This is a genomic window from Acinetobacter sp. YH12045 (assembly GCF_013419925.1).
GTDB classification, from domain to species: domain Bacteria; phylum Pseudomonadota; class Gammaproteobacteria; order Pseudomonadales; family Moraxellaceae; genus Acinetobacter; species Acinetobacter amyesii.
Genome location: NZ_VOZE01000001.1, coordinates 231,776 through 252,018, shown reverse-complemented (window position 1 = coordinate 252,018; position 20,243 = coordinate 231,776). Strand labels below are relative to the sequence as shown.

19 protein-coding genes and 4 tRNA genes are annotated in these 20,243 nt (G+C 39.8%); 8 read left to right on the top strand and 15 right to left on the bottom strand.

The window, feature by feature from the left end; all coding sequences use genetic code 11:
- Nucleotides 1-171: 171 nt before the first annotated feature.
- Nucleotides 172-1,236 carry an amidohydrolase gene (locus FTU02_RS01345; protein WP_180155400.1) on the top strand — a complete coding sequence of 355 codons (1,065 nt, stop codon included), beginning with the start codon at nt 172-174 and terminating at the stop codon, nt 1,234-1,236.
- Nucleotides 1,237-1,317: 81 nt separating this feature from the next.
- On the opposite strand, the gene FTU02_RS01340 is transcribed toward FTU02_RS01345, so the two are convergent.
- Together FTU02_RS01340 and FTU02_RS01335 are read right to left on the bottom strand one after the other, a co-directional pair.
- The gene (locus FTU02_RS01340) at nt 1,318-4,086 is read right to left on the bottom strand and encodes a pitrilysin family protein (RefSeq protein WP_180155398.1); all 2,769 of its coding nucleotides are present in this window, start codon (nt 4,084-4,086) and stop codon (nt 1,318-1,320) included.
- Nucleotides 4,087-4,235: 149 nt separating this feature from the next.
- Complete coding sequence (locus FTU02_RS01335) at nt 4,236-5,057, bottom strand: PhzF family phenazine biosynthesis protein (protein ID WP_180155396.1); 822 nt, start codon at nt 5,055-5,057, stop codon at nt 4,236-4,238.
- A 104-nt stretch (nt 5,058-5,161) separates the two neighbouring features.
- Between FTU02_RS01335 and FTU02_RS01330 the strand changes: the two genes are divergently transcribed.
- Nucleotides 5,162-5,770 carry a flavin reductase family protein gene (locus FTU02_RS01330; protein ID WP_180155394.1) on the top strand — a complete coding sequence of 203 codons (609 nt, stop codon included), beginning with the start codon at nt 5,162-5,164 and terminating at the stop codon, nt 5,768-5,770.
- A 109-nt stretch (nt 5,771-5,879) separates the two neighbouring features.
- Nucleotides 5,880-6,611 carry a hydroxyacylglutathione hydrolase gene (gloB, locus tag FTU02_RS01325; protein ID WP_180155392.1) on the top strand — a complete coding sequence of 244 codons (732 nt, stop codon included), beginning with the start codon at nt 5,880-5,882 and terminating at the stop codon, nt 6,609-6,611.
- Between the two features lie 91 nt (nt 6,612-6,702).
- Here the strand turns inward: gloB and FTU02_RS01320 are convergent, their stop codons facing one another.
- Nucleotides 6,703-6,969 (bottom strand): hypothetical protein, encoded by a 267-nt coding sequence (locus FTU02_RS01320; protein ID WP_249748755.1) that lies wholly within the window; start codon nt 6,967-6,969, stop codon nt 6,703-6,705.
- Between the two features lie 440 nt (nt 6,970-7,409).
- Between FTU02_RS01320 and FTU02_RS01315 the strand changes: the two genes are divergently transcribed.
- Complete coding sequence (locus tag FTU02_RS01315; RefSeq protein WP_078188846.1) at nt 7,410-7,613, top strand: hypothetical protein; 204 nt, start codon at nt 7,410-7,412, stop codon at nt 7,611-7,613.
- A 307-nt stretch (nt 7,614-7,920) separates the two neighbouring features.
- Here the strand turns inward: FTU02_RS01315 and FTU02_RS01310 are convergent.
- The 6 genes from FTU02_RS01310 to FTU02_RS01285 form a co-directional block, all read right to left on the bottom strand.
- A tRNA-Leu gene (locus FTU02_RS01310) sits at nt 7,921-8,005 on the bottom strand.
- Nucleotides 8,006-8,078: 73 nt separating this feature from the next.
- Nucleotides 8,079-8,163: transfer RNA gene (locus FTU02_RS01305), tRNA-Leu, on the bottom strand.
- A 36-nt stretch (nt 8,164-8,199) separates the two neighbouring features.
- A tRNA-Trp gene (locus FTU02_RS01300) sits at nt 8,200-8,273 on the bottom strand.
- Nucleotides 8,274-8,310: 37 nt separating this feature from the next.
- Nucleotides 8,311-8,395, bottom strand: a tRNA-Leu gene (locus FTU02_RS01295).
- Between the two features lie 107 nt (nt 8,396-8,502).
- Nucleotides 8,503-9,321: a protein kinase gene (locus FTU02_RS01290; protein WP_180155390.1), complete on the bottom strand. Its 819-nt coding sequence runs from the start codon at nt 9,319-9,321 to the stop codon at nt 8,503-8,505.
- Entirely contained in the window at nt 9,299-10,810 is a 1,512-nt protein-coding gene (locus tag FTU02_RS01285) for a DUF3336 domain-containing protein (RefSeq protein ID WP_180155388.1), read from the bottom strand. Before FTU02_RS01285 ends, FTU02_RS01290 begins: the two co-directional genes overlap by 23 nt.
- A 189-nt stretch (nt 10,811-10,999) precedes the next feature.
- Here FTU02_RS01285 and FTU02_RS01280 point away from each other — a divergent pair, with 189 nt between their 5' ends.
- On the top strand, nt 11,000-11,872 hold the full coding sequence (locus tag FTU02_RS01280; protein WP_180155386.1) for an ATP-binding protein: 873 nt from the start codon (nt 11,000-11,002) through the stop codon (nt 11,870-11,872).
- 69 nt (nt 11,873-11,941) lie between these two features.
- Here the strand turns inward: FTU02_RS01280 and FTU02_RS01275 are convergent, their stop codons facing one another.
- Nucleotides 11,942-13,285 carry an amidase gene (locus tag FTU02_RS01275; RefSeq protein WP_180155384.1) on the bottom strand — a complete coding sequence of 448 codons (1,344 nt, stop codon included), beginning with the start codon at nt 13,283-13,285 and terminating at the stop codon, nt 11,942-11,944.
- Nucleotides 13,282-14,577, bottom strand: coding sequence for an MFS transporter (locus tag FTU02_RS01270; RefSeq protein WP_180155382.1), 1,296 nt, complete (start codon nt 14,575-14,577; stop codon nt 13,282-13,284). Before FTU02_RS01270 ends, FTU02_RS01275 begins: the two co-directional genes overlap by 4 nt.
- Before the next feature lie 97 nt (nt 14,578-14,674).
- Between FTU02_RS01270 and FTU02_RS01265 the strand changes: the two genes are divergently transcribed.
- Entirely contained in the window at nt 14,675-15,643 is a 969-nt protein-coding gene (locus tag FTU02_RS01265) for an Lrp/AsnC family transcriptional regulator (RefSeq protein WP_180155380.1), read from the top strand.
- Between the two features lie 38 nt (nt 15,644-15,681).
- Here FTU02_RS01265 and tsaD read toward each other — a convergent pair whose 3' ends face one another.
- Complete coding sequence (tsaD, locus tag FTU02_RS01260; RefSeq protein WP_078193616.1) at nt 15,682-16,698, bottom strand: tRNA (adenosine(37)-N6)-threonylcarbamoyltransferase complex transferase subunit TsaD; 1,017 nt, start codon at nt 16,696-16,698, stop codon at nt 15,682-15,684.
- Between the two features lie 146 nt (nt 16,699-16,844).
- Between tsaD and rpsU the strand changes: the two genes are divergently transcribed.
- Together rpsU and FTU02_RS01250 are read left to right on the top strand one after the other, a co-directional pair.
- Nucleotides 16,845-17,060, top strand: a complete 216-nt coding sequence (gene rpsU / locus FTU02_RS01255; protein WP_001136722.1) for a 30S ribosomal protein S21 — start codon at nt 16,845-16,847, stop codon at nt 17,058-17,060.
- A gap of 39 nt (nt 17,061-17,099) precedes the next feature.
- Nucleotides 17,100-17,546 (top strand): GatB/YqeY domain-containing protein, encoded by a 447-nt coding sequence (locus tag FTU02_RS01250; RefSeq protein ID WP_078193617.1) that lies wholly within the window; start codon nt 17,100-17,102, stop codon nt 17,544-17,546.
- Between the two features lie 114 nt (nt 17,547-17,660).
- On the opposite strand, the gene FTU02_RS01245 is transcribed toward FTU02_RS01250, so the two are convergent.
- The 3 genes from FTU02_RS01245 to FTU02_RS01235 form a co-directional block, all read right to left on the bottom strand.
- Nucleotides 17,661-18,218: a GNAT family N-acetyltransferase gene (locus FTU02_RS01245; protein WP_180155378.1), complete on the bottom strand. Its 558-nt coding sequence runs from the start codon at nt 18,216-18,218 to the stop codon at nt 17,661-17,663.
- A gap of 47 nt (nt 18,219-18,265) precedes the next feature.
- The gene (locus tag FTU02_RS01240; RefSeq protein WP_111885700.1) at nt 18,266-18,625 is read right to left on the bottom strand and encodes a hypothetical protein; all 360 of its coding nucleotides are present in this window, start codon (nt 18,623-18,625) and stop codon (nt 18,266-18,268) included.
- 121 nt (nt 18,626-18,746) lie between these two features.
- Nucleotides 18,747-20,186, bottom strand: a complete 1,440-nt coding sequence (locus FTU02_RS01235) for a M48 family metalloprotease (protein ID WP_180115232.1) — start codon at nt 20,184-20,186, stop codon at nt 18,747-18,749.
- Nucleotides 20,187-20,243: the final 57 nt, after the last annotated feature.

The following is a 20,243-nucleotide window of genomic DNA, read 5'->3' as shown; positions in this document are numbered from 1 at the left end:
CAAAAGCCCTTCGGGGCTTTTTTTATACAACTTCTCTTTCACAAAGCTTTGATTTAATATTTAGTCATAACGTTGTATTTTCATCATTCATGCTATTTTCAGTGCCTCGCGTATTCGGAAATACAATGAAATACGCAAGAAATGGACATGGTTTTAAGGACAAGGATAGCAATGCAGACGCTCGATTTTGCCATCGTGGATTCACATATACATCAATGGGATCCATACAATACCCCACATGCCGCTTCACTTGCCGTGAAATTATTGGGTAAACATCCCTACTTGCTCGACAAAATGATGCGCTTAGTTAAGCCGCAAGAGTTAATTGACACAGTTGGCTTAACCAAACATGTGACGACACCGTATTTGCCTGAAAATTATAAGCAAGATGCAGGACATTATCAGGTCGATCAAATCGTACATGTAGAAGTGAGCTGGCATGACCATAAAGGTAAAGGGGTAGTTGGTGAAACCAAGTTCATTGAATCCTTAGACTTTAACGCTCAAAAAATTAAACTTGGCGCCATAGTCGGCACTGCAGACCCATGTGACAGTAGTTTTAAGAAAATTCTTAAAATGCATAAACAATCCTCCCCACATTTTCGTGGCATACGAAAAATGGCAGCTGTACATGAAGACCCGAAAGTTCATGCATGGACCAATGAGCCCCATCTCTATACCAATAAAAAATTTATGAAAGGTTTTGAAGCTCTTGCTCAAATGAATTTAAGTTTTGATGCATGGGTTTATTCAGACCAAATTCGTGATTTAACCGCTTTAGCACGTGCTTTCCCTGAAACATCTATCGTTCTGGATCATTTTGGGACACCTGTCGGTGCCTTTGGACCTGTCGGCTCACATACAGGCTTAACCCAAACTTCACGTGACAATATCTTGTTTCGTTGGAAAGATGATTTAGCTGAACTGGCAAGTTGCCCAAATGTTTATACCAAAATGTCTGGATTATTCATGCCGGTGCTGGGTCATCAGTTTCATAAAGAACAACGCCTTGCATCTAAACAAGAGATTTTCGATTGTGCCTTCCCGCTTATTTCGCATGCTCTACAATGCTTTGGGAAATACCGTGTGATGTTTGGCTCAAACTTCCCGATGGATAGTGTGAGTGCATCTTTGGTGAATATTATTGACGCATTTTCAGATGCGGTGGCGAGTTATGATCCTGATGCACTGACTTTAATCTTCCAACAAAATGCCCGTCAGTTCTACCGCCTATAAGTTCGTTAAGAAAATCTCGCTATCAAGTTATCCATTGTAGCTCAAAAAAAATCCTCCATCTGGAGGATTTTTTTATTAAGTTTATTTTTGAGTAGATTTTGCGGCTTGACCATATTGGTCAGCCATCACCTCAACCAAATGTTCAGGTTGAATATATTTTTTGATGACAGCATTAACATCCGCTTTGGTCAAACTAGCAATGTGTTGATCACGCTTTTCACGATAGTTTAAATCACGACCTTTTTCTAACTGTGGAATCAACATACTATGAATGCGACGGTCATCTTCAAGTGCAGTTAAACGCTTTTTCAAAATACTGGCTTTGGCTGCTTCTACTTCCTGTTCCGTCACGCCATTTTTCAATAAGTTTTGCAACACTTTATGAACAGACTGAGAAACTTTTGCTGATTTACCCGCAGTGTAGTTTGCATCAATACTCAGTACACCTGAATTCACCCATTCATCAAAATTAATGTCTGCACTAAAACCATAAACCAGTGCATTCTTTTCACGTAACTCTTGAGCTAGACGTGAAGATAATTGTGAATCACCAAGTATGTGGCGTAATACTTGTAGTGCAGGAGAATCGGTATGCTCTACACCTACAGGTAGAGTCATAATGGCTTGGTAACTACCAAATTCACGCTGTTCAGACAATGCATGCACTTTCTGTGCAGGATACGCTGTAAATGTAGACTCTAAGCGTTGATATGGCTCGCTGGTTTTCCAATCTGCAAATTCTTTTTTCAGAATTTTTTCTATTTGCTTGGTATCAAAATCACCTGTTACCGCAATTTGTGCGTGATGTGTTTTAAAGAATTTCTGATGTAACTGCTGCACTTGATCACGTGTAGCCGACTCAATTTGTTTTTTCGCAAGTTCAGGTTCGAAGTGATAACGAATATCCCCCGGTTGATAGATCTCGACAATACGCGACAGAGTCATTGCTGCAACGGTATCCGGCTCTGTATAAGGTCGATCCAAACTCGACAAACTTTGCGCTTTGATTAAATCAAATTGTGATTGTTCAAATGCTGGCGCTTTAATAACATCAATGACATATTGCAAAAAGTCAGCAAATTTTTCTTTGCGAGCAACCACTTGAATTATGAGGCCATTATCATTTGCACTGACCGTTGCACCACCACCAACATCAATAATTTTATCGGCAATTTGCTGCAAACTTTGATCTTTAGATGCACGGAACATGAGGTAAGCTGTCAAATCTAGCAACTCACCTTTATTCATTAAGCTTTGCGCTGTACCAAAATCCAATGCAATCGTAGCATAGGTCTTGTCGTCACGTGTTTTAGTTGGAAACAACGCATACTGAATGCCGTTTTTAAATTTAGCGCGCTGAATCTGCTTTTCTTTCTGATTTAAATATTGCTTAGACTCTGCAACATATTGCTTCACTTCAGCACGATAAACACTCGCATCTTTCAACGGCTCTTCTGCAGGCGCTTGCTGATCTAAAGTTTCAGCAGGTTTCGACGCAGCCTGTTGCTGTGCTTTCTTCTGGTCTTCAGGTGTTGGTAGAATATTTCCTGTGACACGGTATTCGGGCTTTAGAAAATCCTTATACACTTGATTCACGTCGCTTACACTCAGCTTTTGTACTTTATCTAAGTCTCTGAAATATTGAGACCAGTCCCCGTTATAAGCCACAGTATAAAAACTGAGACGTTCGCCAAGAGCCGTAGCGCTATTTTTGATATTGTCAGCCATATTTCGAGTCAAGCTTTTAACACGGTTCAGTTCAACATCATTAAATGCTTTGGTCTGCTCCACACCTTGTGCAAGACTGGTTGCCACTTTGTTTGCATCATGACTTGGGCCATATATCGCCCCCATAAACACCAAATTAAAATCTTTATCTAACCATGTGGTCGATTGAACTGCGGTTGCTGTCCCTGTTTCCACCATGCTTTGATACAAATGCCCACTTGGCTGTAAGGTATACAAAGTTGGAGATACCGCCAAAGCAGTTTTAATCGGTTCGACTGCACCATTTAAATAAATATTAAATTTGCCAAAGTCACTACCCTTATGAACAGTAAATTCGCGTTGCTTTAATTTCGTTCCATCTAATTTAGGGACTTTGGCCTGTTCAGGAATTTGACGTGCGGCAATTGGGCTAAATTGTTGATCAATTTGTTTTAATACAGCCGCTTTATCAAACTTACCAGAAATCACCATCACTGCATTATTTGGCGCATACCAACGGCGATAGAACTGGTTTAATTCGTTCATATTGATCGATTGAAGTTCTTTCAAATCACCTATCGGTAAGCGGCCTAAAGATTGATTGCCATAGGCTTCTTTTAAAACTTGGTCGATTAACACTGAAAATGGCTGATCTAAACGAATTTCACGTTCACGCTTAACGATATCAATTTCTGTCGGTACAAATTTTTCCTGAAGTACCAATTTGTCCATCCGTTCTGCTTCCAAATGCAAAACTTGGTCAATCGAACTTTGTTCAGGACGAATCACATTGGTGTATTTCGTTGAATAATAATCCGTACTGGCATTGGTCATCAGCGTGAATTGGTCTAAGCGACGCTGAAATTCATCACCTTTGACATTTTCAGTGCCTTTAAAGGCCAAATGTTCGAGCAAATGTGCCAAACCACCTTTGCCCGCAGGATCATTTAAAGAACCCGTGAAATACACCGTATTCATAAACACTTTGCTTTCTTTATCGTTTTGCGCCAAAACCACACGAAAACCGTTATCTAATTTATATTCTTCAATGGCTTGTTCAGTTTTAACCAATACAGGTTGAGCAAATAGGCTGGTACTTAAACCTGCAAAAAAAAGTGAAAGCGTTAAATGTTTAATACGCATGTAATTCAAGTGTCCTTTATATTTAGCATCGATCAGCGTAGTGCTGTCGATCAGATTGGTTTTGATTTTATGCTGAGCTTTTCTGGATTAATAGTTACTTTTTATTATATACATGCTGCAGAATGAGACAGCATGTATTTGATTTATGTTCAGATATAAATGTCAGACTGCATATATAAACACGCATAGCCTGAGATTTCTATCCGGTCATTTTCGAGCATTTGACAATGTAACTCACCACCACGGCTTGATGCTTGATACGCTAAGATCTGACCTCTTTGTAGACGTTCTGCCCAAATTGGCACGATTCCGGTATGAATAGAACCCGTAACAGGATCTTCATTGATGCCATTACCCGGTGCAAAATAGCGTGAAATACAGTCATATTGCTGGGCTGCCGCAGTGATTGCAACATCAGTGATCGTACCAGGCGCTGTGATGGCGGTGCGGATTTTGCCAAGACGTTTTAAAATTTCAAAATTCGGTTGTTCGTCCAAAACTTGTTGAGCCGTTTCGTATTCCACGATATACGCCTGCGCATTCTGATAAACCTGCTTAAAAGGTTGACTCAACCCTAGACGTAGCTCTTCAGGATATTCGCTCACGACCTGTGCCCGACGCACAGGGAAATTCATCAGAATTTTTCCATCTTCAGCTTTATTTACACTAAAAATACCGAGATTTTTGACATGAAATTGGATGTTTTTTTCTGCAGTATAAAACTCAAAAAGCACATAACTGCTGGCCAATGTCGCATGTCCACAAAAGTCCACTTCAGTGGTCGGTGTAAACCAACGAATTTCATAATTACTGCTGTCAATTTTTTTCACAAATGCAGTTTCAGACAGATTATTTTCCAAAGCAATCTGTTGCATCAAGTGTTCATCTAACCATTCATCCAACACCAAAACCGCCGCTGGGTTGCCTTTAAATAACACTTGGGTAAATGCGTCTACTTGATACATTTTCATTGATTGAACTCCTGATTTAGTGATTTATATTAAAGGCTTTTGAAAATATTTCATGCGTTATATGCTATGTAGCAACACTTTTTAATAAAACATCTAAGTTTGAGATGAACTTAAATATAGGCACAATTTTGAAAACGCATATTCACCCCGTTCCTTTAGAAAAATCATACCGACTTTTAAATCATGGGCCGACTGTGCTCGTCTCTGCTCAGGATCAAACCCATACCGGTGTGATGACTGCGGCATGGGCATGCGCCTTAGAGTTCAATCCTGCAAAAGTGACGGTAGTACTGGATAAATCAACTAAAACACGTGAGATTATCGAGAATTCAGGCTATTTCGCCTTACAAGTACCGACACTGAAACAACTCAAACTCGTCTATGCACTTGGCATGATGAGCCAACGTGATGCGCCAGAAAAATTACGCCAATGTGGCGTGGAATTATTTCAATTTAATGCCTCAGATATTCCTGTGGTTGAAGGTTGTGCTGCTTGGCTACTGTGCAAACTTATTCCTGAGCCGCACAATCAACAAGCGCACGATCTGTTTATTGGCGAAGTCATTGCTGCCTATGCTGATGACCGCGTCTTCCGTAACGGACATTGGTATTATCATGAAGTAGAAGATGAATGGAAAAGTCTGCATCATGTTGCTGGCGGGCACTTTTATACCATTGGTAATCCTGTATCTGTAGATGAGACACCAGACTAAAATAGCGCTATGAACTCTGTCGTTTATTTAGGATTGAAAATGGATAATCATCCGTTTTGAGCATTTTCATGCTAACTTTAACTTAATTTAAAATATTGAATGAATGGATATGACGTTTAAAATACATACATTGGATGTCAAAAATTCGCTGCAAAATTATATTTGGCTGCTTGAACACACCGAAAGTCATGATGTCATTGCGTTAGATCCTACTGAAGCTGCCTTGGTCGAGCGCTATTGTCAGGAACATCAGCTCAATCTTACGCAAATTTGGCTAACGCATTGGCATAAAGATCACGTCGGTGGTGTACCTGAACTTATTCAGGATAAAAACATTGCCGTTTATGGTCCCCGTGCAGAATTAAGCCGTATTCCATGGGTGAATTATCCTCTCGATCATAATGACCGTTTTGAATTTCATGGTCTTGAAGTCGAAATAACAGCAACGCCCGGCCACACCCTCGGTCATATCGTATATTTTATCGATGACATTCATACACTTTTCTGTGGCGATGTATTATTTGCTATGGGCTGTGGACGTGTATTTGAAGGCACCTTTCAACAAATGTACGATTCATTGAACCGTATAGCCGCATTCCCTGCTGAAACTCAAGTGTATTGTACTCACGAATACACCCTATCGAATGCGCAGTTTGCGCGGCATGTTGAACCTGACAACCTTGCCATACAACAGCGTTTTGATGAGGTTGAATCAAGGCGCATGCTCGGCGAATGTACTTTACCAAGCAGTATTGAATTAGAATTAGAAACCAATCCATTTTTACGCGCAGAAAGTGTTGAAACGTTTCAGCGCTTAAGAGAACTTAAAGACAATTTTTAATTGGATTGAGAGGTATAAGCATTTTAGATTTCATCACAAATAAACTGTTTTATTTGTGATGAATATTTCGGGCCGATTCATCATTTTATATTTATAAAATTTGATTGGTGGCAGCAAATTCATCCAATTCAGCTTGAGTCACAACTCGTACGGCTTGCATTTCATCGATACGTACCATCAATAAACCACCTAATGCCGGCTGATAACGTCGTGCACTACCAAATGGTGTATATGCCACTTTGGATTGCTCCGAAAAGACTAACCAATCTTCATGTCCAAGCATCACCGCAACAGGCGTCTGTCCCACTTGTTGCATCTGTTCAATTTTTGCTTTTACAGCGTGCTCAATGTTCTGCATGCGTTCAATCTACTTATACCAATAGATCATAGTATAAAAGCTTTTCGATAAATCTTGATGAGAAATAGCATTGCAAGCTCACCTATCCAGCGAATTAGGCTTTGAACAAGCTGTTATTTGCAATCCACAACTGCATACCCAAACAGCTGTGCATTCTAAGCCAAGCAATCGTTTATTTTGCGCACAGCTTCTCTATGCACATAGGATATATTTTAATCCAACTGCCAAAAACCTAATTTTTAAATACGTTATATTTACTTACATTAAGTTTAGCTTTTTATAAAACAGCAAGTTAAATGAGTTTATACCGTTTACAAGCCGATAATCTGTTTATTTATCCATCAAAATTTCATATTTTAAATAAAAGTTTTTCATTTCCCCTTTAAAAAATATTTTGACACCCCTATTTAATATTTTAATGATTGATAAGGAGTTCGCTCGTGAAAAAAGTGGTTAAAGCAAAAAATTTAGTTGCCTTCCGTCTTTGGTTAGAAAAGTTAGGATATTCTGTTCGTACACTGGCAGATAATCGTGGATTTACATTCAGTTTTAAAAAAGAATATGGTCTAGTGACTGTAGACTTGTCTGGTAATGCTTTGGCCATGCAGCTCGGTGAAGAGTTTGAAGATCATTTAAAGGCATAATCTTCTTTATAATTTATTCGAACGATTAGAAATAAATGATTTAATTCGATTGATTCGAATCCGCATTTCAAAATTTGCCCGTATATTCGGGCTTTTTTTCACCTTTGTTTTACTGACTCATTTTTAAGGAGTGAAATTTCTGACAATAAAAAAGCAAGATAAGACATCTTGCTGTATCTCTTGGTTCATCATTCTTTCATTAGATTTTTTTATTAGAATTAGTCTTCAAAAAAGACCATGTTTAAGACACTGATTTTTTCGAATTTCAAAAACAAAAAAGCAAGGTATAAAACCTTGCTTAATCTAATGGTGGGGACGGAGAGACTCGAACTCTCACACCTCGCGGCGCTGGAACCTAAATCCAGTGCGTCTACCAATTTCGCCACGTCCCCAACTCGGGTGCTGACAATGTCAGACTTTAATTTGTTTTAAAAACCTGTTTATTTGGCAACTTAATAAATTAAGTGGTGGGGACGGAGAGACTCGAACTCTCACACCTCGCGGCGCTGGAACCTAAATCCAGTGCGTCTACCAATTTCGCCACGTCCCCAACAGGGTTGCTGACAATGTCAGACTTTTTAAAACTTGGCAGAGGATCAAGGATTCGAACCTTGACGAACGGTTTTGGAGACCGTCATGCTACCATTACACCAATCCTCTGTGACCTTCACTACTAAACTCATGTTTAGTAATTCAGTGGTGGGGACGGAGAGACTCGAACTCTCACACCTCGCGGCGCTGGAACCTAAATCCAGTGCGTCTACCAATTTCGCCACGTCCCCGATGGCTGTGTATATTATAGAGATCACCCCTACATGACAAGCCTTTTTTATAAAAAAGCATCTTGTTTGTTTAAATAAAAAACAATAGTGCCTTTTTTGTATTTTTCTTAAGCAAATTCAGCAACTAAGTCGCTTTTTAAGCGATAAAAATCCACCAATCTGTCATTTTTTTGCTTCATCAACATGTGTTGCAATAGCTGATTAAACCCTTGATATTGCATTGGCAGATCAAGCTTTAAGCGTTGGCAATGTAAATAGGCCCAATCTTCATAGTTTTTCGCCTCTAAACGCTGTGATGTCAGCCATTCCAAGAAAATAATCCCCAGCGCATAGATATCACTGTGCAAAGATTTTGCTTGTCCATGGAAAAGTTCTGGAGCCATATAACGTGGTGTCGCAGTTAAGGTATTTTGCTGGTCAAAATCTAACGGTAGCGCTTGCTCAAAGTCGATGAGTCTGCACTGCCCTTGCCAATTCACAAAATGCTCTTGTTTTAAATCTGCATGTATCCAACCGTGCAAGCTTAATCGCTCAACCACATCGATTGCTTGCCATAGCACTTGCCTCACCTGCTCAATGCTCAAACTCGATGCAGGCTGTAAGAACCAAGTCTCAGCATTGGGCAGTATTAATAAGTGATCAATAGGCTCTTGCTGAATACTGAGATGCTTCTCTTTTATCACTTGAAAAGGTAACGTGATACTGTTTTGTGTAGACGCTTGATTGAATAGCTGGTACAGCTCAATTTCTCGATCAAAACTAGCTACATGTTCAGGGCTGCTGTCACTGACTTGCGCCTTGAGCCAATAACGTTGTTGATTGAATTGATATAGACGACGGCCAAAAACCAAACTTTTGGTTTTGGTTTTTGGCTCGCAAATGGTTTGCGCTAAATCTGTGGATTTAAACCGCAATAAATTCTGCATGTCGTTGACTGGGTTCATTTTGATAATTTAATAATTCCAAACAATGCTGAATGGTCTTACCAATGCGGGCTTGCGTTTCGATTAATGAAATCTTCGGCCAAGTGGCTCTTTCACCTTCACGTTGCAATACTTTAAACAGGTAGGGTCGAGGATTTTGCAACATATAACTATAGTGTCTTAAGCCATATTTCCCCACAATATTGACATCACCATAGTAACGCTGATCCACCACGCCATAACCATGATCAAGCAACCGTCTTACCGGTGGAATACTTCCTGCGCGCTCACGGGCGAAATCCATCACCCCTTTACTAATCACCTTACCTTGACGACGAACGATCCGCTCAGGCCAACTCAACATGCTTTTACGAAAGCGTGAAGCATCATCCTGCATAAACGGCACAATATGCGGATTGACCTGACTAGCGATACTATAATTAATATTATACAAACGCGCCATTTTCTCCTGTGGGAAATCACTGCGCACACTGCCATCCACCCAACGCGTTGCCGACATATATGGCGTAAATTGCCCGTCATAACGCTTACTGGTCAGTCGTACCGGTGGAAATAGAATAGGCACTGCACAAGATGCCAACACTGCACTCCACACCAACAAATCGGGTGATGTATACGCATTCATAATTCGTGCATCTTGTGATGCATCATAAGGCGCAACTGCCACATTGATATGCAGACCAGATTGCTTATATGCTTCAGCAAAAGTTAAGTCACCTAAGTTTTCAACCAAAAACTTTTTCAGATATTTTACATCTGCCAAACCGCCATTACCCTGCACTAATTCAGTCAATTTACGAAAGTGAAATGCCTCACTAAAGAAATTTTGTCCGTTTAATAAATTGGTAAATTCTGACGGTGTAGATACACCCAACATCCCGGTCATAATTGCGCCAGCACTGGAACCAGACAGAACTTTTGGCATCAAATCTTGTTCCATCAGTGCTTTACACACACCGGTATGAAACAAACCTAAAGTTGAACCGCCTGAAAACATCAAAACAGGTTGACCATAGGCTTTTTGGCTTTGTTCAAAGAATTCAATTTTTTGTGCAGCATCAAGACAAACGCATTCTTCAGATGCGATAAATGCCAAACTTTGACTCACCTCATCAACATAGTCTTCAATAATTTTTTTGGTGCCGACGTAGGCTTCTGTAAACAGCAAAGGATGGGCAATATTGCCCACATCATAGGTTAAACCTTCACTTAAAATGTACATCAAATCTCGAGTACGTTTCTGAGCACGATATCGTCTCAGCAACCCTAAACGATGAGTGATAATTTCTGCATCAAAATACGGTGAACTATTATCGAATTTCCATTCTTGCGCACCCGATTCTTCATCTATTTTAAGTGCGATATCTTTCCATTCTTCATAACATTCAGCACGGTCGAGCTGACGCTTTAATTTTTTTATCCGATATGCCTGATGTGGATTAATACTTTTTGAAAACCCTGTAAACAACATGACTATCCCTCAGCACACTTTAAACTGTTCACTCAGCTAGATTTATAACAACTTTTTGGTTATTCGAATAGCGCTGATCTGCCAGAACAATCATTTAACTTTGACATATTTAGGCGATTATAACTGCATTATTGATGTACACTGCTGTCATATACCAACCAACAACAAGACACGACAAGCTGACTTATCATGGCTACAATTGATTTACCTGACAACATCCTTCAATCGCTATCTACTGTACTCTTACAACTACAGCACAGTTTGCCTGAGCTTAAACAAGCACCCGATTTTTCGAGTATCGCTTTCAAATGGCAAGATAAGCAGCTTAAGGCCATTAAACAGCCCAAAGTCATGTATTTAGAAGACTTAAAAGGAATTGAACGTCAAAAAGAAAAAGTGATTCAAAACACTTTACAGTTTTTAAAAGGCTTACCTGCCAATGATGTTTTACTCACTGGCTCTCGTGGTACAGGTAAATCATCCATCGTACGTGCTCTGCTCACCCATTATGCAGACCAAGGTTTACGTTTAATTGAAATTGAGCGTGATGATTTATCTGATTTGCCAGAAATCCAAAAGTTGATTGAACATCGCCCTGAAAAATTTATCGTATATTGTGATGATTTGGCATTCAATGCTGAAGATGAAAACTATCGCAGCTTAAAAAGTGTTTTGGATGGTTCATTACAATCAGGTTCAAGTAATTTTATTATTTATGCTACCAGTAACCGTCGTCATTTATTGCCTGAATTCATGCATGAAAACACACCTGTAACCAAGGTAGATGTGCCTCAATATACTGAGCTTCATCCACAAGAAGCGATTGAAGAAAAAATATCTCTTTCTGACCGCTTTGGGATGTGGCTGTCTTTTTATCCAATGGATCAAAATTTATATTTAGAAATTGTTGAACATTATTTGGCTAAAGCTGCAATGCCATGGACAGATGAAGCTCGTGCTGAAGCACTGCGTTGGTGTCAAGGTCGTGGGCAACGTTCAGGGCGTGCTGCTTATCAGTTTTCAAAGCATTGGATTGGGTCAGAACAACTTAAACAAGCCTAGAGCCAAAAAACTAAATAAAAAAAGAACCGCTATAGCGGTTCTTTATTATTGAATATGACAAATGATTCTTTAATTCTGACAAATAGGTGGAAGCACAGAACGAATACCTAAACCATTGGCAATTTTCTGCACTGTGTTTACCACATTAACATCATTGGCTTGATATGAAACCAATTGAATACCCATCGGCAGTCCACTTTCACTTTGAGTCATTGGAAAAGCATAACTTGGTGCATCTAAATAGTTAAATGGACGCGTGTATTCACCCACATGACTAAACTCGGTATCCGTTGAGCTTGACACAGCTGCAAGGAATGGGCTCACTGGAAACAGCAAACATTGACCATTTAAAGAAGCTTTAAATGTCTGCTGAAACTCAGTTCGCTCTGCAATCAATGACTCGTATTTTTCCTGTGAAATACTCTTACCGCGTAGCACACGCTGACGAACTAATTCCCACATCTGTGTTTCAGCATTTTCAGCTGTATCGCCATGATATAAATAACTTTCATAAGCAATAATGTCAGACGTCCGGTCCGATAAATCATGAAAATCGAAATGTGCAGGTGGTTGCCAGTTTTTAATTTCGATTCCCAATGATTCAATGCGTTTTAGCCCTTCGCGCCAAAGGGTTAATACCTCAGGCTCAAGCGGATATGGAAATGCAGATTCATCTAAAGCATAAATTACATTTTGACTTGATGCCGCTCCAACATCTACATCCATCAATACATTGACTAAAGCGCTAATATCATCTGCAAATCGTGCAAAAGGCCCTAGAGTATCTAAAGTTTTGGATAAAGGTACTGCACCCGTGTCGGCAATTTTATGGGCTGAAGGTTTAAAACCAAATATGCCATTTAATGCTGCTGGTGTACGAATCGAACCACCTGTATCACCGCCAAAGGCCATAGGACTAAGACCACTAGCCACAGCAACCGCTGAACCTGAAGATGATCCACCCGGTGCAAATTGCTGCTCTGCCCACGGGTTTTTAGGTGTGCCTTGCATTGGATTTTGACCAGACAAACCAAAAGCCAACTCGGTCATTTTAGTTTTACCTAAAATCACAAAACCTAAATCTTGCAATTGATCAACCAGTTTACAGTTCGCTTGCGCTTTTTGATCTAAATAAACCGTACCTGCATAGGTGATATGACCCGCTACATCCAGATTATCCTTTAGTAAAATTGGCACACCATGAAATGGACTCAATCGTGTGCCTTGCTGAAGCAACTCATCTAAATGTTGTGCCTGTTGCAAAGCCTCGATTTCGAATAATTCCGAAATACAATCTAGATGTTTAAATGTTTGGTTTCGATCAATATAAAATTGAACTGTCTCTACTGAAGTTATCTTTTTGCAGGCAATCTGGCAACCAAGCTCAAGTGCAGATAAATTCACAATATTCATTTTATATCTTCCAAACCTTTTCCTGCCGTTTCAGGCATTTTCATAAATGTGATTAATGTTAATAATGCGCCAACCAATACCATGAAGTAGAAATAATCTTGTTTACCAATACTTTGTAGCCAAGTTAGCACATACGGTGTTGTGCCGCCGAGTAAGGCCACCATCAAGTTGTAGGGTGCGCCAATGCCAACAGCTCGTACTTCTGTCGGAAACTGTTCAGACATGACAGCTGGGCCAATGGCGGTATATAAAGCATATAAAACCAAGCCGAAAAGCTCGACCAATAAAATTGATGCAAACGTGCCATCCATCCATTTAATGATTGGATAAAAGAACACTAAATATCCCACAGCAAACACGATCAACTGCGGTTTACGACCAATTTTGTCTGATAGCCAGCCAAATACAGGCTGACACAACATAAAGATAATTAAGCCAACAGTATTTGCAGCAAAGGCTGTTTGTGGCTCTGCGCCTAAAACTTTAATGGCATAGGTCGGGACATAGACCACAAAAATATAGAATGCAAATGTTGTTAAGATAGAAATACCCACAATACGAAGCGTTTCTTTCGGATGACGTTTAATCAGTACAACCAAAGGATTTTTTACTGATTCTTTTTTATGGGTCATTTCACTATCAGGTACTGATTTACGAATCCACATACCCACTAAGCCGCCAATCGCACCCAAAATAAACGGAATACGCCATCCGTATTCGCTCATTTGCGTTTCAGTTAAAGCACTTGTTAAAGCCCAAGCAAGACCTGAGGCCATCAAAATACCAATCGCTGAACTAAAAAACATAAAGCTCGAATAGAATCCGCGTTTATTTTTTGGTGCCATCTCTGAAAGATAAGTTGCCGCTGAAGCGAACTCACCACCCAAAGATAAACCTTGAAGTAATCGCGCTAATACCAAAATAATCGGCGCAAAAATACCAATTGATTCATAGGTTGGTGAAAGACCTATCATCAAAGAACCACCTGCCATCATTATGATGGTTGCGGCCAAAGCTGCTTTTCGACCATAGAGGTCAGAAAAGATACCCAATACGATTCCACCTAATGGGCGCATGAAGAAACCTACAGCAAAAATTGCGAAGGTCGCAAGCAAGGATGCAGTTGGATCATCTGAAGGGAAAAATTGTTTCGCGAAAAATACTGCAAAAGTTGCATAAATCGTCCAATCGAACCATTCAATAGCATTTCCTACAGTTCCTGCAAGAATAACTTTCTTTTGTGATACATTTCCTTGTGTGGAAATTGAGTTTTGCATTTTTGACTCATCCATAAGCGTCTCATTTAATATTTAGACATAAATACAGGTTGTATTTTATTTTCTAGACTTAAATTTAGATTATAATTAGTTTTTAGACAAGTCAATCATCATGAGTGAATCTTTTAGTTTCGACGAAATCGATACTGCATGCATCAAAGCTCTTATCTCCAATCCGAGAGGATCATGGCGAGAACTGAGCCAGATTAGTGATGTCCCTGAAAAAAAGCTGTCTCGACGTCTAGGTAGATTGCTAGATGACCAAGTTATACGAACTGCAATTGAATTAAATCCTGTGGTTGCCAATAAGGGTTACACCGTTCATGTCTGGATAAGTGTGAAATTTGGGAAGGAAAAAGAAGTTGCGCAATTTTTTGCAAACCGTCCAGAGGTACGCATTGTTTTTCTAACCACAGGACTTGCCGATATTTTCCTTGAAATTGGATTAGAAAAGGCCGCCGATCTCTCTGTTTGGATGCATGATTTTGTTACGCATATTCCGGATATTAAAACCGTAGAAACCCAAGCCGTATTAAAACCATTTACTTGGGCAAGCAAACCCAAAGCTTTAGAAGGTACAAGCGATAAAAACATCAATTTTAGAAGTTTGACTGAAATAGAGTTAAAACTGATTCATGCTCTGTCTATTGATGGGCGTTCATCTATTAAAAGTTTGGCAGAGCAAATCGAACTCAGTGAACATAAAACTCAGAAATTATTGAATGATTTATTGGAAGAAGGCATTTTCAACATTCGTGTCGATGTAGAACCCAGTTTGATGGGCTATAAGTCCGAAGCGATTATTTTGATTAAAGCTCGTCCAGATGCAGCAAATCATATTGCCAAGACCTTGTCTGAACTTAAAAACACACGCTGCCTATTTGGCATTAGTGGAGATTCACAATTTTTCTGGCATGTCCTATGTAATGATTCAAGTGATTTATGGAAACTCATCACAGAAGATCTTGGTAATTTTGAAGGCATTCAATCTTGCAATACCAACATGGTGACATTGGCATTAAAACGTGCAGGATTTATGCGAAAAATCAGCAGCGCGCAGTTATTTTCAAATTTAGATTAAAAAAAGAACCGCAAATGCGGTTCTTTTTTTAACGATTTTTACGCTTCGTTTGGATTACTTAATTCCGTCATCGGCCAACGCGGTGTAGTTGTAACAGACAAACCATCATGCTGACCCGCTTTAAGACGCTGATAACCTGCAAACGCAATCATTGCACCATTATCTGTACACAGCGCAGGTTCTGCATAAAACACATTTGCACGGATTTTTGCCAAGTCAGCTTCTAAGCGCTCACGTAAACGCTTGTTTGCACTTACACCACCGGCAATAACTAAACGTTTTAAACCAGTTTGTTTTAAGGCCTTCACTGATTTTTTCACCAATGTATCAACCAACGCTTCTTGGAATGATGCAGCGATATCCGCCTCACGACCTTCGCCTTCAACTTTTTTCAATTGAACTGAAACGGCAGTTTTTAAACCACTAAATGAAAAATCTAAACCTTGGTGTAGCATTGGACGTGGAAATTCAAAGGCATTGATGTCGCCATTGATCGCCAATTTCGAAATATTTGGACCACCTGGGTATGGTAGACCCATCATTTTAGCGACTTTATCGAATGCCTCACCTGCTGCATCATCAATCGACTCACCCAATAATTCATATTGACCAATTCCATAAGCAGCCATCAATTGAGTATGTCCGCCAGAGACTAAAAGTGCCACAAATGGAAATTCTGGTGGAGTTTTAGACAACAGCGGCGCCAACATATGACCTTCCATATGATGTACACCAATTGCAGGTTTATTCAGTGCAAATGCCAACGTACGACCAAACAATGCGCCTGTCATTAATGCACCCATCAAGCCCGGCCCGCGAGTATATGCGATGGCATCAATTTCAGATTTATCAACTTTACTTTCTTCAAGCAGTTGTTTTAATAACGGAATTAACTTACGCACATGGTCACGTGAAGCTAATTCAGGTACCACACCACCATATTCTGCATGCAGTTTGATTTGGCTATACAATACTTGTCCGCGTAATCCTTGCTCACTATCGTAGAGTGCGAGTCCTGTTTCATCACACGAAGTTTCCAAGCCTAAAACGATCATTAAACTGCCTTTTGCCCATTTCAAAATATTGCGAAACCTATTATAGACTTGTGATATGAGATGTAAATGAGTAAAATACTGACCTTCACTTGTGATCAAGGGTAATTCGACCCGAGATCTTATCCATAACTTAATGAGGATTCTTCATGCCACAAGTTAAATTGAAAGAAGGCGAACCAGTAGACGTAGCTATCCGTCGTTTCAAACGTTCATGCGAAAAAGCGGGTGTTCTTGCTGACGTTCGTAAACGTGAATTCTACGAAAAACCAACTCAAGAACGTAAACGTAAAAAAGCTGCTGCTGTTAAACGCTACCAAAAGAAATTGGCTCGCGAATCAGTACGTACTACTCGCCTTTACTAAGATTAATTTGTGATTGATTGACTAACTTGGACAAGATAAATGACTACTTTAAAAAACCAAATAACTGAAGTTTTAAAAGCCGCTATGCGTGCTAAAGAAATGGACAAGTTAACGGTAATACGTAGTCTACAGGCAGCAATCAAGCAAATCGAAGTCGATGAGCGCATAGAGCTTGACGATAAGCAAGTTCTTGCGGTCATTGAAAAGCAAATCAAACAACGCAAAGAATCGGTTAAAGCCTTTTTAGGTGCAAACCGAGATGATTTAGCTAGTAAGGAACAAGCCGAGATTGAGGTGTTATCTCAATTTCTACCAGAAGCTATGACTGAGGAAGAACTTGATTCCATCATTGCGCAAACAATTACTGCGCAAGAAGCTACTAGCATGAAAGATATGGGTAAGGTGATGAACTCTCTACGTCCGCTCATAGCCGGACGTGCCGATCCTGCACAAGTTTCAGCTAAAATTAAAGCGAAACTCTCTTAATCTTTCATCTATATTGTTTGATTTGGTCTATTTAAGTACGCTGATGACTTAAATAGCCAAATTATCCAAATTCAAAAATAATTCAAATTCATTCATCATTTATAATTATCTTTCTTATCTAACGATTTCATACTTACAAATATCTCGCCAACTTCCATCTACTGGATTTTGAATTGCAGCTTGTTCGATTTCAATCAATTTAAAATTTGCTCGTTCACATAGACGTCGTGCTTGCTTGTTCTCTACATCTACAAAAGCGTTTAATTGCTGAAATCCTAGATCATTCAATAATTGATCCACAAATAACTGCAAAGCTTCTGTCATCAAACCCTGCCCTTTAAATTCAACATTTCCCCAAAATCCAACGTTAGCTTGGTTTTCCATCCAATTGATTTGATGTATATCCATAACACCTAAAAAGTTATGCGACTGTTGCTCACGAATCACATAAACAAAATTTTCCTGATTTAACGCAGCCAACACTCTCGAATCACAAAATGCCAATGAAGCATCTAAATTAGGTTCTTGTAAGGACCAAGCCAAACTTGCAGGAAACATTCGTAAGGTCTCTATACTTAGACAAATCGCTTCATAAAGTGCTTTTGCATCGTGGCGCTGAATCAACTGAAGCGTGATTCTGCCATGACTCATATCAAAATCATCGAGTTTCATTTTTATTCAGTTTCTCGTGATGATTTAAAATGCTTATCAATTTATTTTTAATTTAGGGCACATTGCACATTATATTTTTTTAATAATTGCATCTCTTTTGATGCGATCACCTGCTGAATCACATCCTGCTTATTCATATTACGGTACTCACGATCTAAAAATGCACGATTTTCGTCTGCAGCACGATAAAGATCATTCACATAAGTCTGAACAATACCGCAGTATTTCACTTGCTGGTCTGCTTTAAATCCCTGTTGCTGCGGGTCTAACTGACTAAAAAATTGGCGTACATCGGTTTTATATTTTTCGTTAATATCATTCACAGCAATCACATATTGTTCTGCGCTAGCTGCTGCAATATTCGTTGCTAAGCCCAACAGACAGGCCGCCAAAATCATATTTTTCATTTGCAAGTTCTTAATCATAAACATTTTACATCCAGCTACTTTACACTGATTAATCCAAGCCACTAAAACTACAATTTGCACTTTACAATCAACATAGATAAGTGCATCACAGTTGAAATCTTTATATTTTTAATTTCCGTTCATTTTGCATTTCATCTACACGTTGCTTGATTTTCGCAGCAAGACTTTTCGAGTCTTTGGCGATGCGCTGCGCCTGTAGCAAAGATTTAATCGCGCGTTCTTCATCCCCACCCCAATACTCTACTTCAGCTCGATATCGCAGCACATTGACAGAACGGAAGCTTGCATCTTTGTCTGCATCAGCCATTTGCAACATCAGTCGCCAACCACTCAAGTCGCGTGGATTTGCTTGTAAAAATCGCTGTAGAATCAGTTGTGCTTGCGCATATTCTTTGTTTCGAATCAAAGCCTCTGCATATTTATAATTTAATGCACGATTTTCAGGCATGATGATTGCCGAACTTTTTACAGCGTTCACGGCTTCAGCCGCTTTATTTTGGCCCAACAGCACATCTGTCTGTAAAATAGTAAAAAGTGCATGCGATGCATTTTGTTTTGCTGCTTCATTTAATAACTTTTGAGCAGCAGTAAAGTCACCTTGCTTAATATGCAAGCTCACCAAAGCCAACTCAGCTGCATAATTCTTTTGCGCCACCATCGCATTTAATTGCAATTCAGTCGCCTGACCTGACAATACTCGACTATACCAGCGCAGAATTTCAAAATCTTGATCAACCAAACTAGTTTTAACTTGAGGCAACTGATTGGCACGTAAGCGCGCTTCGCTCATACGCTCCGTGGTTAAAGGATGCGTCAACCAAAAATCAGGCAGAAAGCTCACTCGACTCGTAGAGCGATGCATCACTTCAAAGAAGTCAGCCATGCTCTGTGGATTGTATCCAGCACGGTACATATACTGCATCCCGATGCGGTCTGCTTCACGTTCTTGATTGCGGCTATAGGTTAGCTGTTTATCCATCAAAGCGGCTTGTGAACCCATCATTACAGCCGCACCTACATCACCATCTGCCTGTGAGGCCACCAAGGCTCCGACCAAGATACCGGCTAGTGACAATAAACCTTGCCCTTTAAAGGCTTCTTGTGAACGACTGTAATGACGTTGTGATACATGTGCAATTTCATGTGCCATCACCCCTGCCACTTCATCCATATTACGTGCTGAATTAATTAATCCCGCATTTAATGCAAACAAGCCACCTGGTACAGCAAAAGCATTAATTTGTGGATCATTAATTAATAACAATCCGACCGGTTGGTTGAGTTGGGTTTGGCTCAAAATATGCGTAAAGACAGATAAAAGACGATCTTCCATCCACGGATTTTCAGTCACAGGAAGTTGACGATGCACCTCACGATACACCTTCTCGCCAATGGCACGTTCTTTTTGTTGATCCAACAAGCCGACGCCACTACCAATTTCAGGCACAGAAAATTGTGGGGATGAACTAAAATCTACGGACTGCGTCTGCGCCAATGTCGAACAAAGCCCGAGACCACATGCCAGTAAAATCTTTTTCAAAGTCTATTCTCTAAATTTCATATTCGTACTTCATCGAATATAGCATTGAATTTTGGT

Coding starts and splice junctions, on each gene's coding strand:
- FTU02_RS01345 (WP_180155400.1), top strand. CDS start 172: ATGCAGACGCTCGATTTTGCCATCGTGGATTCACATATACATCAATGG.
- FTU02_RS01340 (WP_180155398.1), bottom strand. CDS start 4,086: ATGCGTATTAAACATTTAACGCTTTCACTTTTTTTTGCAGGTTTAAGT.
- FTU02_RS01335 (WP_180155396.1), bottom strand. CDS start 5,057: ATGAAAATGTATCAAGTAGACGCATTTACCCAAGTGTTATTTAAAGGC.
- FTU02_RS01330 (WP_180155394.1), top strand. CDS start 5,162: ATGAACTTAAATATAGGCACAATTTTGAAAACGCATATTCACCCCGTT.
- gloB (WP_180155392.1), top strand. CDS start 5,880: ATGACGTTTAAAATACATACATTGGATGTCAAAAATTCGCTGCAAAAT.
- FTU02_RS01320 (WP_249748755.1), bottom strand. CDS start 6,969: ATGCAGAACATTGAGCACGCTGTAAAAGCAAAAATTGAACAGATGCAA.
- FTU02_RS01290 (WP_180155390.1), bottom strand. CDS start 9,321: ATGCAGAATTTATTGCGGTTTAAATCCACAGATTTAGCGCAAACCATT.
- FTU02_RS01285 (WP_180155388.1), bottom strand. CDS start 10,810: ATGTTGTTTACAGGGTTTTCAAAAAGTATTAATCCACATCAGGCATAT.
- FTU02_RS01280 (WP_180155386.1), top strand. CDS start 11,000: ATGGCTACAATTGATTTACCTGACAACATCCTTCAATCGCTATCTACT.
- FTU02_RS01275 (WP_180155384.1), bottom strand. CDS start 13,285: ATGAATATTGTGAATTTATCTGCACTTGAGCTTGGTTGCCAGATTGCC.
- FTU02_RS01270 (WP_180155382.1), bottom strand. CDS start 14,577: ATGGATGAGTCAAAAATGCAAAACTCAATTTCCACACAAGGAAATGTA.
- FTU02_RS01265 (WP_180155380.1), top strand. CDS start 14,675: ATGAGTGAATCTTTTAGTTTCGACGAAATCGATACTGCATGCATCAAA.
- tsaD (WP_078193616.1), bottom strand. CDS start 16,698: ATGATCGTTTTAGGCTTGGAAACTTCGTGTGATGAAACAGGACTCGCA.
- rpsU (WP_001136722.1), top strand. CDS start 16,845: ATGCCACAAGTTAAATTGAAAGAAGGCGAACCAGTAGACGTAGCTATC.
- FTU02_RS01250 (WP_078193617.1), top strand. CDS start 17,100: ATGACTACTTTAAAAAACCAAATAACTGAAGTTTTAAAAGCCGCTATG.
- FTU02_RS01245 (WP_180155378.1), bottom strand. CDS start 18,218: ATGAAACTCGATGATTTTGATATGAGTCATGGCAGAATCACGCTTCAG.
- FTU02_RS01240 (WP_111885700.1), bottom strand. CDS start 18,625: ATGAAAAATATGATTTTGGCGGCCTGTCTGTTGGGCTTAGCAACGAAT.